Source organism: Tessaracoccus lubricantis, assembly GCF_039544535.1.
GTDB classification, from domain to species: domain Bacteria; phylum Actinomycetota; class Actinomycetes; order Propionibacteriales; family Propionibacteriaceae; genus Arachnia; species Arachnia lubricantis.
The window spans coordinates 14,833-31,135 of the sequence record NZ_BAABLV010000006.1; the positions used below are offsets into that span (position 1 = coordinate 14,833).

General features: G+C 63.1%; 12 protein-coding genes. 5 read left to right on the forward strand and 7 right to left on the reverse strand.

Annotated features, from left to right (window positions below; translation table 11 throughout):
* Nucleotides 1–5: 5 nt before the first annotated feature.
* Together ABEA30_RS01765 and ABEA30_RS01770 are read left to right on the forward strand one after the other, a co-directional pair.
* Nucleotides 6–791 (forward strand): carbohydrate ABC transporter permease, encoded by a 786-nt coding sequence (locus ABEA30_RS01765; RefSeq protein WP_345578071.1) that lies wholly within the window; start codon nt 6–8, stop codon nt 789–791.
* Between the two features lie 63 nt (nt 792–854).
* Nucleotides 855–2,153, forward strand: coding sequence for an ABC transporter substrate-binding protein (locus tag ABEA30_RS01770; protein ID WP_345578074.1), 1,299 nt, complete (start codon nt 855–857; stop codon nt 2,151–2,153).
* Nucleotides 2,154–2,186: 33 nt separating this feature from the next.
* Here ABEA30_RS01770 and ABEA30_RS01775 read toward each other — a convergent pair whose 3' ends face one another.
* The gene (locus ABEA30_RS01775; protein ID WP_345578077.1) at nt 2,187–3,044 is read right to left on the reverse strand and encodes a LacI family DNA-binding transcriptional regulator; all 858 of its coding nucleotides are present in this window, start codon (nt 3,042–3,044) and stop codon (nt 2,187–2,189) included.
* A gap of 93 nt (nt 3,045–3,137) precedes the next feature.
* On the opposite strand from ABEA30_RS01775, the gene ABEA30_RS01780 reads away from it, so the two are divergent.
* Complete coding sequence (locus tag ABEA30_RS01780; RefSeq protein WP_345578080.1) at nt 3,138–4,277, forward strand: ROK family transcriptional regulator; 1,140 nt, start codon at nt 3,138–3,140, stop codon at nt 4,275–4,277.
* Between the two features lie 103 nt (nt 4,278–4,380).
* On the opposite strand, the gene ABEA30_RS01785 is transcribed toward ABEA30_RS01780, so the two are convergent.
* Entirely contained in the window at nt 4,381–6,513 is a 2,133-nt protein-coding gene (locus ABEA30_RS01785; protein ID WP_345578163.1) for a family 78 glycoside hydrolase catalytic domain, read from the reverse strand.
* Between the two features lie 188 nt (nt 6,514–6,701).
* On the opposite strand from ABEA30_RS01785, the gene ABEA30_RS01790 reads away from it, so the two are divergent.
* Nucleotides 6,702–7,523 carry an IclR family transcriptional regulator gene (locus ABEA30_RS01790; protein WP_345578083.1) on the forward strand — a complete coding sequence of 274 codons (822 nt, stop codon included), beginning with the start codon at nt 6,702–6,704 and terminating at the stop codon, nt 7,521–7,523.
* Nucleotides 7,520–8,851: an FAD-dependent oxidoreductase gene (locus ABEA30_RS01795; RefSeq protein ID WP_345578086.1), complete on the forward strand. Its 1,332-nt coding sequence runs from the start codon at nt 7,520–7,522 to the stop codon at nt 8,849–8,851. The genes ABEA30_RS01790 and ABEA30_RS01795 overlap by 4 nt, the downstream gene beginning before the upstream one ends.
* Here ABEA30_RS01795 and ABEA30_RS01800 read toward each other — a convergent pair.
* From ABEA30_RS01800 to ABEA30_RS01820, 5 genes are all read right to left on the reverse strand, one after another.
* A complete protein-coding gene (locus tag ABEA30_RS01800) occupies nt 8,809–11,646 on the reverse strand; it encodes an FAD-binding and (Fe-S)-binding domain-containing protein (RefSeq protein WP_345578089.1) in 2,838 nt (945 codons plus the stop codon). The genes ABEA30_RS01795 and ABEA30_RS01800 overlap by 43 nt on opposite strands.
* Nucleotides 11,647–11,669: 23 nt before the next feature.
* Nucleotides 11,670–12,497 (reverse strand): carbohydrate ABC transporter permease, encoded by an 828-nt coding sequence (locus tag ABEA30_RS01805; RefSeq protein ID WP_345578091.1) that lies wholly within the window; start codon nt 12,495–12,497, stop codon nt 11,670–11,672.
* Nucleotides 12,494–13,423, reverse strand: coding sequence for a carbohydrate ABC transporter permease (locus tag ABEA30_RS01810; protein ID WP_345578094.1), 930 nt, complete (start codon nt 13,421–13,423; stop codon nt 12,494–12,496). Before ABEA30_RS01810 ends, ABEA30_RS01805 begins: the two co-directional genes overlap by 4 nt.
* 17 nt (nt 13,424–13,440) lie before the next feature.
* Complete coding sequence (locus ABEA30_RS01815; protein WP_345578097.1) at nt 13,441–14,682, reverse strand: ABC transporter substrate-binding protein; 1,242 nt, start codon at nt 14,680–14,682, stop codon at nt 13,441–13,443.
* Between the two features lie 105 nt (nt 14,683–14,787).
* A complete protein-coding gene (locus tag ABEA30_RS01820) occupies nt 14,788–16,182 on the reverse strand; it encodes an L-fucose/L-arabinose isomerase family protein (RefSeq protein WP_345578100.1) in 1,395 nt (464 codons plus the stop codon).
* Between the last annotated feature and the right edge of the window lie 121 nt (nt 16,183–16,303).

Consider the following 16,303-nt stretch of genomic DNA (forward strand, 5'->3'; position numbering starts at 1 on the left):
GGGAGGTGGCGCTGATCGTGCTCGCTGTCGGGTTTCTGGTCCCGCTGTTCGCTTTGGTCAACGTGGCCCTTAAGCCCCCCGGCTCTCAGACGACAGCCCTCGAATTGGACCTCCCCCTCACTGCCCAGAACTTGAGCGACGCCTGGCGGCAGGGGGCCTTGGGTGGCGCCATCGCCAACAGTTTCATTGTGGCGGTGCTCAGCGTCTTGGGAGTTGTGGTCATCGCAGCCTTCGCTTCCTATCCCTTGGCCAGAGCGGCACGATGCTGGTCCCGCATGACCTTCTACGGCTTCTTGGCCGGCCTTCTGATCCCGAGCCAACTCGGGTTGCTTCCCCTGTACACGACCATGCGCGACCTTGGCCTTCTCGGGACCTTGTGGGCACTGGTCCTGATCAACATCGGCACCCAACTGCCTTTCTCGATCTTCCTCTACACCACCTTTCTCCGAGAGTTGCCTCTGGATTACGAAGAGGCTGCCCTCGTCGATGGCTGTGGCCCAGGGCACACTTTCGTGAGCGTGGTCTTCCCGCTGCTGCGCGCCGTCACGGGCACCATCGTGGTGCTTAACTCCGTGGGCGTGTGGAACGAGTTCTTCACCCCACTTCTGTACTTGTCGGGAAGCGGCAACACCACTGCACCCGTGGCCATCTACAACTTCGTGGGCCAGTACGTCGCCCAGTGGCCGCTCGTCTTCGCGGCCCTCGTGATCACCGCAATCCCGATCCTCCTCCTTTACTTCCTCCTCCAGAAGCACATCATCAAGGGCTTCGCGGGGGGCCTCAAGGGCTAGTCGCTGACCCCGCACCGAATGACCACCCAGTCGCGCGATGTCGCGACGGACAAAGGAGAACCAATGACACGACCCATCCAACGGCTGCGCCTCGCAGGCGCTGCCACAGTGATCGCTGGAGCGATTGCCCTTGCGGGATGCTCCACTCAAATGCCAGCCCAAGAGGTGGACGGCTCATCGGCCCCGTCTACCGACGCCCAGTCCGTATTGACCTTCGCCAGCGGACAACAGGCGGCCGCCCAGGAGTTGCTCGACGGCTTCCAAGGTGCGTACCCCCAGTACAAGGTCGAGCCGGTGTTCATCGAGCAGGACTCGGCGTACATTCAACAGCTGCGGACGCAGCTTTCTGCCGGGACCGCGCCAGACATCTTCAAGGTCTGGCCGGGAGGCGGTGATTCGATGGCCATCCATTCTGTTGCCGCCGACGGCCTTGTCCAAGACCTCAGCAACGAGGGCTGGGCGTCTCTGGTCCCTGAGAACCTGCGCGGCCTCTCTGGCCTCGACGGTTCCCTCCATTCACTGCCCGCCACGATCGGCGGCATCGGGGCGATCTACAACGACCAAGCCATGAAGGAGATCGGCGCGAGCGCTCCGACCACGTGGACCGAGGTCCTGGACCTCTGCGTGGACGCCAAGGCGGCCGGAAAGGTCGCTTATGCACTTGGCAACAAGGATGCGTGGACCGCGCAATTGCTGCCCTACGCGCTGACCGCTTCCCTCGTATACGGACCAGACCCGGAGTTCACGAACAAGCAGGTCGCTGGCGAAGCCACCTTTGCGGACTCAGGATGGAGCACTGCTCTTGAGAGGATCGACGAGATGCGGAAAGCCCAGTGCTTCAACGAGGGCGCCAACGGCACCGGCTACGACGACCAAATGAAGCTGGTTGCACAAGGTGAGGCGCTGGGAGCCGTCCACGTCAGCCAAGCCGTCTCCGGCGCCCAGCAGTATGCGCCCGAGAACGTCACCTTCTCCTTGGCCCCATTCCCTGCCACGGACAACGCGGACGAGACCTACACTCCGGTCGCACCGGGCCTGAACTTCGCTATGAACGCGAAGGCGAAGAACCCTGAGGCCGCAAGCGCGTTCCTCGAATATGCTGCCTCACCTGAGGGGCAAGCGCTGTTCGCAGTTGCCTCAAACAGCACCCCGGCACTGCCGGCCCCCAGTTACGAGGCTGACGCCATCAACAAGCCACTAATCGCCGCTCAAACAGGGCAGCGGGCAACCGTCTACCCCGATCAGACTTGGCCAAACACTCAGGTGAAGGAGGAGTTCATGATCTCCATGCAGGAACTCTTCAATGGAACTCTCGAGGCAAGCGAGATCCTGAACCGACTCGATGAAGCCATGCAGGGCTGATAGCCACACGCTCGGGCGACAGACAATCTTGAGTCAGCTGTGAGGCGCATTGGTCGAAGCACGGTGCACCAAATGCGCGGTCTCCGCAGGGCTGATCAAAGGGAGCCCGGACTCCACGACGGCCAAGAGGGTCGTGGCGACTTGCTCGCCCAACCCGTGGATATCCCGTCGGAGGGCGGCGATCGGCGGGGTGGCCACTCGACATGCCACTGAGTCGTCCCAGGCGATGATCGAAACGTCGCCTGGGACATCCAGGTTCAAGGCCCGCAGATGGGAAACCGCAGCGACTGCCATGACATCGTTATCAAACACCAGCGCCGTCGGAGTCGGTACGGCACTCAGAAGAAGGTCCGTCGCGGAGCGTCCTCCCTCTGCCGTGTAGTCCCCTTCTGCCAGTACTCCGATGGCTCCGACTGCGTCGCACGCCGACCGAAAGGCCTCCGAGCGGCTCGAGGTGTGCGCGAAGTCGGTCGGGCCAGACACGCGTCCGATTGTCCGGTGTCCTAGAGTCGTCAAGTGCTGAACGATCTCAAGCATCGGTGAGCGTTCGTCGACGCTGACCGCCGATTGACCGGGTGGAGCGGGGTGGGGTGTGAGCATCACGGAGTGGATGCCCAGTTCCCGGACTAGAGCTGGGCGTGGGTCGTCGTGTTCGAGAAGGTCAACCAGGATCACGCCGTCGACGCGCCCGCCCTCGCTCCACCGCCGGTATGCGTCAAGTTCGCTGGCCAGATCCGGGACTACTTGCAATACGAGCGGCTTCTCGCGGGCAGCCAGCACCTCCTCGACACCGCTCATGAAGGAGGTGTAGAACTCTTCGATGCCCAAGGTCCGCACAGGGCGCCGCAACACCAGACCGACGGCAGCGTGGTCCTGCTGGGTTCCATCCACCCCCGTACACTACCCAAATCCTCGCCTAATCTTGGCGCCTGGGGCGGGCTAGTAGAGACCTTCAGCGCAACGATCAACCCTAGGAGGCAGCGGATGGCTGGACAGTTGAGCAATCGCTCGCTCGTGCTCGAGGCGATTCGGACCCACGCTCCCACCAGCCGCATTGAACTCGCGCATTTGACGGGACTCACCGCGGCGTCGATCACCAACATCGTCCGCGTCCTTCTCCGGGACGGATTGGTTGCCGAGGTCGGTCACAGTGAATCAACCGGTGGCAAGCGCCGAGTGCTGCTCGATATCAACCACGAGGCCCGCTACGCCCTCGGCGTTCAGTTCGGCGGAGGGGCCATCGCCGTCGCAATCTCCAATCTCTGGGGAGCCGTGGTAGGCCGTTCCCGGTCGCGCTCAGGATCCGCTCTTGATCCTCATGCCTCCGTGGTCCGGATGGCGTCAGCCGCCAACGGGCTAGTGGACTCCCTCGGGATCGACCGTTCGGCGTTGGTCGGAGCCGGTGTCGCTGCCCCGGGACCTCTTGACCAAGCACGAGGGGCATTGGGCCCAGCCCGAAACCTCCCCGGCTGGCACGGATTTCCCCTTCGAGAGGAGTTCGCACGAGCGGCTGGAATCCCCACCTCGATTCATCACGACGCTACCGCAGCAGCCGCAGGCGAAGCTTGGAGCGGTGCCGCGCGGGCCAGCGAGTCACTCGCCATGGTCTACATGGATGTGGGAATCGGCGCTGGACTCATTCTCAACGGCCTACCGGTAGGAGGATCCAGTGGGAATGCTGGCGAGTTTGGGCACACGGTGGTCACCCAAGGTGGCCCCATGTGCAGATGCGGGGGCCGAGGATGCCTAGAAGCCGTCGCCGGGCCTCATGCGGTAGAGAGCGCCTACGAGGCACTCACTGGAAGACGCCAGAACTTCGCCAAGATCGGCGCCGCGGCGCTCGCGGAAGAGCCCGAAGCTCTATCCCTCCTGCGGCAGTCAGCAGGTGCGATGTCCACCGCCGTGTTGTCGCTAGCCAACGTGCTGGACCTCGATCAGGTCATTCTGGCGGGTCCCGGGTTCGGGGACGTGGCCTCCCTGTACGTTGAATCGGTAGCGGCTCGGCTCAACAGCGAGTTCGCGTCACGGAGCTCCCACGGTGTTCAAGTGGGTATATCCCTGAACATGCGCGACGCCGCAGCCGTCGGAGCGTCCGTTCTGGCGTTGCGAGCCCACCTTGCGTGAATCGGCCGCAGCCAAGATGCCGGCACGATCAGAGAACTGAGGCCTGAGCCTTGAGCAAGAACGATATTGACCCCATCGGGAACATAGCGTCGGGGCCGCTTTTCTACCTCACCCACCGCCAGATGCCGGGGCCCAGCAGGATCGCGTCGCCCTGTGAGAAGGGCAGCCGCACTTCACAGGTGGAACCGTCAGGAACCTCCAGCTCAAAATGCGCGGAGTCGCGACTTCTGTCCCAAGCTACGCCCACATGCCCACGTGCCGTTTGCCGTCGCCAAGCCAGCTGGTCCAAATGGTCGTAGCCCAAGGGATCGACCCGGAAATGCGTCCACCCGGGCTCCACTCGTCGGAGGCCGGCTAGATCCTCATAGATCCAGATCAAGCCACTTCCTTGGAAGAAGTGTGCGTGTGAGCGGGAGTCCTGGTTCCAGGACTCCAGGAGAGTCTGGTGACCGGCCCGCCGCCATGCTTCTATGCTGGGGCCTTCGGGATTCGAGGCGATTCTTAGGGCCAAGTCCGTGGCGCCGCGTCGAGTGAGCAGGGAGTAGAGGTACCTGTTGCCGAGATGGCCCATATTGTGGCGATCTCCTCTCTGCTTTAGATCGCTCAGCAAGTGGTCAAAGACGGCCTCGGCATAGTCTTCGGGCACCTGTCCCAGGGCTAGCGGTAGCAAGTTGGCGGTCTGCCGATACTCATCGCCGACTACGTACTGCCCCTGCTCGCGGCGAAAGAACTGACTGTTCATGGCTGCGACGAGGTTGCTTGACATCTCTCGGCACCGGTCACTGAATGTCAACTCACCGATCCAGCTAGTCGTGCCCGCGAGCTGGGTGAGCGTTGCAGCGAGGATGCTCGTGGCCGTTAGGCGGAGGTCCTCGTGTGGCGCTCCCTCCGTCCCCGGTGAGAGGAAGTCGCCTAGGACACCCACGGCAAGGCCATCCGAATCGAGGCGTGAAGCCTCATACCCGACCCATGCTTGGATGGTGTCCAACCTCTTTGTCACATACGTCGGGTCTCCAGTGTCGTCAGCCAGATCACAGGCAACCTGCGCCAATGTCGCGGTCCACTCGGGTGCCGGGGCGCACTCGTCATACCCCCATCCCGGTGTTGGGGCGATCACGGCCAGTTGACCCGAATCGAGTTGGGTGTCTGCCAAGTGGTCTAGATAGGCGTCTAGGGTTGAATGGATCTTCAGCGTCGCAAGCATCGCATGGCTGCTGACCTTGATGTCCCCGGACCAGCCATTCTTCTCGTAGGTGGGGGTGTCCGTAGGAACGGCGTGAAGGTTGGCTCGCACGGTGTTGATGAACGCACGATGCCACCAAGCCAGTACCTCGTTCGAGATGTGGAGCTCGCCGGACTCCGCCACGTCCCCGTGCGCCTCCACCCCCCAGACCTCGGGCACTTCCGGAGTGCCGGTGACCAGAATGAAGCGGTAGCCACACCAGCTGAAGTTCGGTTCCCATGGCCTCTTGGCGGTCCTCACGTCGAATCGCTGGAACCTGCTGGAACTCAGGTACTGGTTGTGGGCCTGCACACCCTGATCCTCGAGCTTCTCGACCAACGTGATCTGCAATTGCCTGGCGGGACCTGGCGCCACGAGGGGCCAACCCGCAATGACCGAGCCCACATCGCCCAGCCACGTCTCCTCCCCAAGCCGTCGCCACGCGGGGGACACGCGACGCTGCACCCGGATGGGCGCATGGCTACCGGCCCGGTACCGGCCGGGAAACCGACGCCCCCGGGCCAGCGGCCAAGCACCGTCGTCAAACCCGACCGACTTCCAACCCTCGGGTTCGTGGAACTCGTCCCACGTTTCACCTTCGAAGATGGAGTCGAACAGCGTGCCTCCCGTCGAGCACCGCCATTCCTGAGGTACCACCAGTTGGCCGTCAAGTTCCAACACCAGCGCAAAGGCCGGGGCTGCCCGCCACGGCGCCTTGTGCCAGTTCCACACCGTAGGGACCTCCATGTCGAAGAACCCGTGTCCCAATTCGACGGCGATCGAGTTGCGTGGCATCTGGAGCAGATGCGTCACGTCCCACTCCGAAGTGAGCACGACCTTGTCATAGGCCGAGTGGCCCGGAAAGTGCCGGTCAGGGCTGGCGGGCGAACCGTTGATGCTGACCACGCCAATTCCTTGGGCTGTGAAGTGGAGGACCGCCCTTGTAGGACTATGCGTGAGGCTCACTTCACACCGGAAGATCGGCGGAAGGCGGTCCGCATTCGGGTGGAACATCCAAGGCGTATCTGCCCCGAAAGCGGCGCGTGTGGACACTGGGACTCCTGACTGCGATGTCGAACGGTATTCGACACTATGGGCCAGCAGTGTATAAGTCAAGGGCAAGCGGCATCCTTGACCGGCCTATGCAAGCGCGCTACCCTCACCGTAATATCAAGGACGATTCGATATTGTAGAATGGAACCATGGCTGACAACTCTGCATCAGACACGAGCGGGCCCGTCGTTCGTACGCCGATTCAGGTCATCGACAGGGCAATCGCACTCCTTTCGGCCCTTGCCGAGGCGGGTGCGGGTGGAGTCCCACTGAAAGATCTGACGGCTGCCGTAGGGCTCCGGCCGTCCACGGCGCGTACGCTGTTGGCAGCGCTGGTGACGCATGGGATGGTGCGGCAAGAGGAGACCAGCCGCAGGTACCAGCTAGGCTCGGCCTTCTTACGGCTCAGTCAACGCTACGTTGCACGGTCAGACCTCACATCTATCGCTGCGCCCATCCTCCGGGAGTTGTGGCAGAAGAGCCGTGAGACGGTGCACCTCTCAATCTTGGCCAATGCTCAGCGTGTCGACCTGATGGTGCTCGTCAGCCCGCAGATTCTGAACATCAACCCAACCGCTGGACGCCTTCCGGATACACCATCAACTCCCCCATATCTCACCGCAGCCGGCAAAGTCCTGCTCGCAGGATGGATGGAAGCGGAGAGGTCTGCGCTGTTCGACCGCGCGGGGTGGGCGGAGGCCGTGCGATCTCGGGAGGGTGTTGAGGCGATGCTGGAGCAGGTGGCGTCCAGCGGGTGGGCAATCAACCAGGAAGAGGAGGAGCCAGGGGTGTGCGGTGTCGCTGCGCCTGTCCGAGACCACACTGGCCGGGTCATCGCAGCACTGTGTATCGGCTACCCCTCTGTACGCTACACACGGGAGTACGAGGAAATGCTCCGCCTCTCTGTGATCGACGCAGCCGAGGAACTGACCTCGCTACTCGGAGCTGGTCATGCGGAGGCCGGGATATGAGGTCACATTACGACATTGTCGTCGTGGGAGGTGGGGCGGCTGGGTGTCCTGCCGCGGTCCAGGCGGCTCGCATGGGTGCTCGTACCCTGCTCGTGGAGAAGAACGGGGCTCTGGGTGGGACGACCACGGTGGCCGGTGTGGCGCTCCCCGGTTTGTTCCACGCTTGGGGACAGCAGATCATCTCAGGCATTGGCTGGGAGTTGGTCCGCCGGGCGGTCGACATCACAGCCGGCACTTTCCCGGACTTTTCTCAATGGCAATTGCCACACTTCAAGCTCCAAGTCCCCGTAGACCCGGCCATATATGCCTGCGTACTGGACGAGGCCGTTGCCAACTCCGGCGTCGACCTGCTGCTCCACTCGATGGTCGGCGACGTCGAGTTTCGTGGTGATCACTGGGCGGTGCTGCTCTGCCTCAAGGAGGGGCTGGCCCCGATCACTGCTTCGAGGCTCATCGATGCCACCGGGGACGCAGACGTCGTGGGGCGTGCCGGGCTCGAAAGGTTCGTCAGTACGCACCGTCAACCCGGCACCCCTATGGTGCGCTTCGGTGGCTATGATCCGAGCGCCCTGAACTTCAATGCGCTTGACAGCGCGCGCACTGAAGCAGTTAGGGAGGGGGCTCTCGAGCTCAGTGACATGCTGGTTTTCGACAGTCCCATGCGCAAGTTCCTGAACAACAGGGGCGAGAACTGCATCCACATACCGGGCGCAACAGGCGGCAGCAGTGCAGAGCGGACCAGTGCGGAACTGGCCGGTCGTCGGGCAGTGCTGCGCATTTACGAGTTCCTGAAGCGCCAACCGGGCCTAGAGGGCCTCACCATCGATCGTTGGGCCACTGAGACCGGGATCCGGGAGAGCTGCACGATCGATGGCATTGCACGGATAACAGCCGACGACTACGTCAGTGGCCGCCGATGGCCGGATGGGGTCAGTTACTCGTTCTACCCCATCGACATCCACAGCCCCGATGGTGATGGAGTCCGGATCGAGCCGCTCGAGTATGGCACCTTCCCCACCATCCCTCGCGGCGCCATGGTGCCACGCGAAAACGGCCACCTCGTGGTGGCGGGGAGGGCGGTCGCCGGGGACCAAGCCGCGAATTCCGCGTACCGCGTCCAAGCGTCGTGCATGGCTATGGGTCAAGCGGCAGGAGCCATGGCGGTGTTGGCGGCCCGCAACGGTACCCAGATTCAGGATGTTCCGATCGACCACATCCGGGACGAGCTGTACCGCAGCGGTGCCATCGTGCCAGAGCGTCCGGGTGCACCCACTGCGGACGGCAGTCACTCCAGGGCGACTCTCGCCGCAAGCTCCTCGAGGACATGAGTGTAGATTCGGCCGGTGGCGCGGGTGAGTGCGAGCTCACAGGTGCGGTTGCACGACAGATGGAGGTCGGCGTCGAGCCGCTCGACCGCCGCCGCCTGGTCCCGCGTGGCACTGGCGGTGAGCTCCTCATGGAGCAAACCCCGGTCTCCAGCGAACCCGCAGCAGCGCCAACCGTTGGGTACCACGACCTCATCGGCGACGAGACCTGCCAGCAGGGTGAGATGCCGGTTGATGTCCAAGTGCGTGGAGGAGCACGTGGGGTGCACCACCGCCCGGGCCGTGCGTTGGAGAGTGGGCAGCCGTGGTACGACGTTCTCGACCACCCACTCAGTGGCGTCGAGAACCCGAACCGGCTGCGCTCCGGCGGTTCTCAACGCAACGATGACGCCCTCCGTGCAGGACGCGTTGTCGCATACCAGGGGAAGCTCACCGGCACGGGTGTGCTCGATCACCCAAGCCACGAGGCGATCACGCATGACGTCGTACCCGGCCGGTAGCCCCTTCGACTTCCATGGAGTGCCGCAGCAGAGCGTTTCGATGCCGTCGGGGGTACTGAGCGTCAGCCCTGCTGCCACCGCCAGCTTGCGCACGGCCCCGGCCACACCGTCGCCACAAGCGTGACCGCTACCGAACATCGTGCCGACGCACGCCGGCATGAAGATGGCATCGGGCTGATCGTGGCGCGCCACCCTCCGCCTTGGCCCACCGCCGGGCAGTTCAGCGCTCAGCATCGGTATCATGTCGTCCCCGATCGCAGCACGCACAGCCTTGAGCGGTGCTCGCACCAAGGGCGCCGGCAGCTTGTTGGCAACCGTCATCCCGAGAGAGGCGATGTTGACCACTTCGGCCCAATGATCGGCGGCCACTTTCCACGCACCGTCGACCGCCCGAGAGCGCTCCTCGCGGCGCAGAGTACGAACGAGGTCGCCGGTGTTGATCTGCACTGGGCACGCGGTTTCACACATTCCGTCGACAGCGCAGGTCTGGATGACGTCATAGGTCTGCTGCGATCGGAGGCGTTCGGCGACGGCGGGTTCGCCGGCCTGCTCAGCCGCCGCGATCGCTCGCTGGATGACGATTCGCTGCCTCGGGGTGGTGGTCAGGTGTTGGCTGGGGCACACGGGCTCGCAGTAGCCACACTCGACGCAGTCGTCGAAAAGCTGTCGTACGGGTGGAGTGGGTTTGATGTCCTTCAGATGCAGTCTGGGATCCTCCGTCAATACCGCTCCAGGGTTGAGGATCCCGGCTGGGTCACAGGCGTTCTTGATCTGCCACATCGCGGCGTAGAGCGAGTCTCCGTACTGACGGCGGACAAAGGGAGCCATGATCCGGCCCGTGCCATGCTCGGCCTTCAGCGTTCCCTGCGCGCTGAGGACCAGTTCGACCATGTCCTCGGTGAAGTTCTCGTATCGCTTCAGAGCAGCTTCTCCGTCGAAGTCCTCCGTGACCAGGAAGTGGATGTTGCCGTCCTTTGCGTGTCCGAAGATCACGGCATCCTCGTAGCCGTAGCGGTCGAACAGTTCGTGCAGCCCGGAGCAGACGCCGCCGAGGCGCAACATGGGGACCGCGACATCCTCAAGGAGTGCAGCGGTACCAGCGGGACGGTTCCGCGCGACCTTGGTGTAGAGCCCCTTGCGCACGACCCACATCCTCGCCCTGCGCGCGCTGTCCTGGGTCAGCTCGGGCTGCGCAGACACGCCGGTCAGGCCCTCGAATGCTGCCGTGCCCTTGCCGATGGCTTCCTCGATGCCCGTGTCCGTGCCGGCGTGATACTCCACCAACAGAGAAGCGTGACGAGAAACACGGAACCGGGCAGGGAGAACGTCACGGGCAGCCTCGCCCATCGCCCGGATCGAAGCTGCATCGATCAATTCGACCACCGCCGCTCCGGAGTCCGCCAGCACGGGCAGTGCCTCTGTCGCGTCATTCAATGAGTCGAACACCAGGAGCCCCGTGGCCGTGCGCGCCGGGACGGGAACCGTCCGGAACACCGCTTCTGCGACGAAGCCCAGCGTCCCTTCGGAACCCACCATGAGGTGCTCGAGGATCTTTACCGGCCGGTCATGGTCAAGGAAGGAATTGATCCCGTAGCCCATAGTGTTCTTGATGGCGAAGCGACGCTGGATGTCCCCTCGGAACCGTTCGCTGCGGAGCACATCCCGCAGGGAGGAGAGAAGTTTGACCAGCGCAGGCTCAGATCGGGCCAACTGATCATCGGCGTCAGAGGCGGCCGTGTCCACAATGGTGCCGCTGGGCAGCACGATCGTCATCGATTCCACAGTCCTATAGGCGTTGGCAACCGTGCCGCAGGTCATCCCGGACGAGTTGTTGGCGATCATGCCGCCGACGGTGCACGCGATCTCGGAGGCCGGATCTGGGCCCAACTTCTGGCCCATGCGTCCGAGCACCGTGTTCACCTCGCGGATGGTCGCCCCGGGCTGCACCCTAACGCGTGCCCCCTCGTCGAGTACCTCGATGCCACGGAAGTGACGGCGGACGTCCACCGCGAGACCCGCTGCCTGTGCTTGCCCCGACAGGCTTGTCCCGCCCGCACGCAGCGTCAGCGGCCAACCACACTCGACCGCCACCATCATCGCCACACGCACATCGTCCGAGGAACGCGCGCGCAGCACAGCATCTGGAACTCGCAGATAGTGGGAGGCATCCACCGCCGCAGCTGCCCGGTCCAGCTCGCGCGTGCTGACGACATCGTCGCCAAGCAGCTGACGCAGACGTTTGACGGCCGCGGATGGCGGCTCAGCGAAACCGACGCGTGACGAGTGGGAGTGGGACATTGTTGGGCCTTCCTGGGGGATGATCAGCCTTTGAGCCCGCTGGCGAACCCGCGGATGACGTACTTCTGGAGCACGAAGAAGAGCACGACCACGGGACTGATCGCGATGAGGATCCCGGCGAAGACGACGCCCCACTGGGTCGCGAACTCTCCCCGGAAGGAGAAGATGGCGACCGTCAACGTCTGTGCACCGCTGCCGCTCAGGTAGAGCAGCGGGGTCAGGAAGTCGTTCCACACGTGGATGGAAGTCACGATGACAACGGTCCCGGTCACAGCACGCAGGAGCGGAAAGACCACGTGCACGAAGGTCTGTAACGCGCTGGCGCCATCGACGTGGGCGGCTTGTTCGTACTCCGTGGGGAGGAGGACAAGAAAACCGCTGTAGAGGAACACAGTCAGGGGTAGCTGGGAACCTACGCTAAACAAGATCACGGACCAAGGGGTTTGAAGCAAACCTAGGTCGCGCATCAGCTGATAGAGCGGGACCATCCCGAGTTGGATCGGGACCGTGATGCCAAGGGCGATGATGATCAGCAACACTCGGTGCAGGCGACGGCCGCCTCGAACCAGGCCATAGGCGGCCGCGGAGCCTACCGCCACCAGGGCCGTGACACTAAGAGCGGTGATCAAAGCCGTCTGCACGAAAGCGCCGGCGATGTCGGCCTTCACCCACGCTGTGACGAAGTTGTCGAGGTCAAGCCTCTCGGGCGGAGCTAGGCTGGAGGCCGCGACTGCGGCTGGGTCCTTGAACGCGACGACTACGAGAACGTAGATGGGGAATAGCGCAACGGCGCCCAACGCGATGAAGATCAACTCGAGGGCCAGGTGCCGGATGGAATACCGCGGGTTCATCTATTCTCCATTCGCCCACGGGCCCAAATCTGAATGACGGCTGCTGCAGCAACGATCATTGTCAACACCAGTGCCACGGCGGAGCCGTATCCCCAGTTGCCAAGTACGAACGACTGCTTGTAAGTAATGAGGGAAAGCACTTCGGTCGCGTATCCGGGGCCGCCGCCCGTCATCACGAAGATCTGGTCGAAAATCTTGAGTGCGCCGACCAAGGTCAAGGTCAGATTGATCGTGGTGGCTGACCCCAGCAGGGGCCGGGTCACGTTCCAGAAGGTCTTCCAGCCCGTGGCTCCGTCGATGGCTGCAGCCTCGAAGAGCTCTCTGGGGATTTGCTCGAGCCCGGCGAGGTAAATCACGATGGAGAAACCGACGTTCTGCCAGATGAGTGCGACAATGACCGACCAGAGTGCGACCGAGGTATCGCCCAGCCACAGTTTGATCACCCAACCGAGACCCGCGCCCTCCAACACGGTGTCCACGGGCCCGCCCGGGTTGTAAAGAAATTGCCACAGCACCCCGACGATCAGGGAAGGGAGAATGAACGGGAGGAAGAACACGGTTCGCAGAGCCCCGCGCAGCTTCAGCGGCCTGTGCAGACCCAGCGCGATAATGAGGGCCAGGCCGGTTTGGAGGGCAACCATGGACACGGTAAGCACTACGGTGTTGATGATTGACCCTAGGGCTGCCTGATCTCCGAGTAAGCGCCGGAAGTTATCCAGGTAGACGAAATCGTAAGATCCGCCGCCCCTCGAGTTGGTGAAGGCGAGGGCCGCGCCCTTCAGGGTCGGATAGATCATCACCAAGCCGTAGAGGATCAGCGCGGGTGCTGCGAACAGCAAAAGGGCGTAGCCCCTACTGGCCGCTTTTGACTGGGCCTTCAGTGGCGTTGAGCGCTTGAGCAACTCCGCACCCGCACTGGTTCTCATAGCCTTTTAACTTCCGGTCAGCCGAGTTGGTAGGCCGAGTCCATCGCGGCCAATAGTTCGGGGATGGTGATCTCATGGGACGCCAGGAGCGGGCCGTTCTGTAGCAGAGCCGCCTGCGTGTCCCCGTTGACCCAGCGGTGGTTCACGAACGGAGTGAAGCGCTGTTCGGTGAGGAACGGCTTGAGGACGTCTCCGAGCTCCGACTGCACGGGGGTGACGCCTTCGAGGACCGGCAGGGTATTGGTCCGGTCGGCGTACTCCGCTGCGCGCTGGGGGTCGGAGAGGAATTCGAACCACGCCTTCGCGCCATCCGGGTTCTTTGCCTCGGCATTGAGGGCGAGGAGTTCCGGGGAGAGGGGAATGTGGGTGTCGTCAGGGTCGTCTGTCGCGGGAAGTGCAAAGACGCCCACATCTGCTCGGTCCTCGAAATAGTCGAGAAGGACAGGCGAGTTGGAGGAGACCAACGGCACCATGGCCGCCTCGCCGGCAGCTGTCTGTTGCATGGCCCCGTCGAGAGTCACACCGATGGCGTCAGGGGTGATGTACCCCAGGTCGATCAATTCGACGTACTTGGTGAAGACGTCGTTCCAACCGGGATCGTCCACGAAAGAGGTGTCTCCTGCGCGCATCTGTTCGTCGATGTCAGGGTTCTCAGCACTCACGAGCGTGGCAGCCAACATGTAGGGGATGAACTGCACCATGGCGGGGGTGCCCAGACCCTGAGCGATCGGTGTCGTCCCAGCATCCTTGAGGTCTTGGCAGACCTGTAGGAACTCGCTCCACGTGCTCGGGGGCGTGACTCCGACCCGCTCGAAGACGGGCTTGTTGTAGAACATGACGATCGCCTGCCCTGAGGTCGGGTAGGCCCAGATCTTGTCATCGGACTGGAGGAGGCCCCGGTATGACTCTGGAACGCGGTCAACCCACGGTTCGGAGGTCAGGTCGGCCAGTGCACCCTCGTCCGCAAGGGGGAGCACGCCCACGGTGAGGCTGCCGAGGGAGGCCCTCAGCACGTCGGGTGCGGTGCCGGAGTTGATCTGGATGCGAAGTTGCTCGACCAGTGCGTTCACCTCCGAGGTGGTTGGGTCGAAGGAATAGGAGGTTTCTTCGGCGAAGTCGTCGTAGAACTCCTGAAGGCCGGCATCCTGTTCGGTGGTGATGAGTGCCGTGATTTCCGGGGGGGAATCCTGGGCGGACGGTCCGCCCGAACAACCAGCAATGGCAAGGGCGGACGCGAGCAGGCAGGCAGCGCCGATCACAGGCCGCCGACGTAGGGTCGTGTGGGAATTGTGCATCTTCGGGTCTCCAAGTGGGTGGTGGTTTACGGACTTGCGCCGCGGGTGCGACAGCTTGGCGGGAAAGTCTCAGTCATCCTGCGAAACAACGACGGATTCGATGCCCAAGACGTCAGCGACCTTCTTGATGGTTTGGGCGTGGTGGCCCACGCCGAGTGCGTAATGATGGGTCGGCGCCTCGGCCACCCACCGCTTCAGGAAGGTTCGAATGTCGGGCCGGAAGCGACCCAACGTGTTGGTGTTACCGGTCGGCGGAACAGGCAGGTGCAGAGACTCCCCCTCTGCGATGACGAACTTGAACCGGCCTTCGGCAGTAAGGGTGTTGCCCAACATGGTGATGGGCCCCTCCTTGATGTTGAACTCAACGCTCGCTCCACTGCCTGGCTTGCCGTGGTACTTGCGGAGGCTGCGGATGGAAGGTCTACCCTCGGCGATATTGATGTGGTGGGGGCCATCGTGACCCACCAGCACGGCATCGCGATCGAAATCGATCGGGTGGAACTCTGCGAAGCTCCCGCCGATATCCATACGGTCCATGACCATCATCGCCAGACATGTCTTCAGGTCGAACTCGCCGCACATGGGGAAGCCCTCTGCTTGCAGGAGAGAGTTGCCAACCGTCAGGTTCGTCATGACGGTTCGGACATCGGAACCGGGAAGACCCTCGTAGTAATAGGCGAGCCCGTCAAGTTGCTTCTCCTCGATGAAGCCGTCCAGCGCCACGGCCGCCTTAGCGGCGGTCTGCAGGTCGCCGTCCGTGAGCTTCATGGTGACCGGGTCTGAGACGGGGTCCGGTGTGTCGAAGAAGCGGAGTATCTCCTCGGCCTTGGCCTTGACTCGAGCGGGGTCTGGATTCAGGTAGTGGCGCAGGATGTCCTCCGGCTCGCACAGGACCACATGGCTGCCAAACGCTGCCGTCACGGCAGTGGGGTCCGTATGCATGTCCAGCATGGCTTCGAGGACGTGCCCCATCAGCCCGATGCGTGCGTTCCGCAGACTGTGGTAGACGGTCGCTATCCGACACCACTCCGCAATTTCGGCGTCGGCAATGGGATCATCGTGCAGGGTGCCGATGATTACTTCCGGCGGCCGCTTCCCCATCCGCACTGCTACCGCCGCGAACTCGGGCACGGAGCAGAAGTCGTCGTTGCTGAGTTGCATGTACGTCGTGCCTTGGGCGTAATCCAGTGCAGAGAGCGGCTGGAGTGCAACCATCACCACGGGGACGTCAAGTGCGCGGATGAGGACCCCGAACGTGGAGGACGTGGCGTAGGTCACCATGTCCACCATGAGCAGATCCAGGTCTGCAGCTCGAATCTTTGGTAGCACTGAGTAGGCACTCTGGGCCTCGTCGATCAGGCCGAAGTTCACGACTTCGACCCCATGCGCAGCGACCTTGCGCTCCAGGACTGCGGACTTGGCATGCATGTCATCCAGCAACCCCTCGAACTGGTCCCAGTACACGTGGTGCCCCACGGAAACTATGCCAACGCGGGCTGTGAGCGGTTTTCGACGGTCGATCTTCATTGTGGTGAGGGCCTTTCGGGGGCTCGTATGGCTGCTGACTGCCGTGTTGTCGAATCTG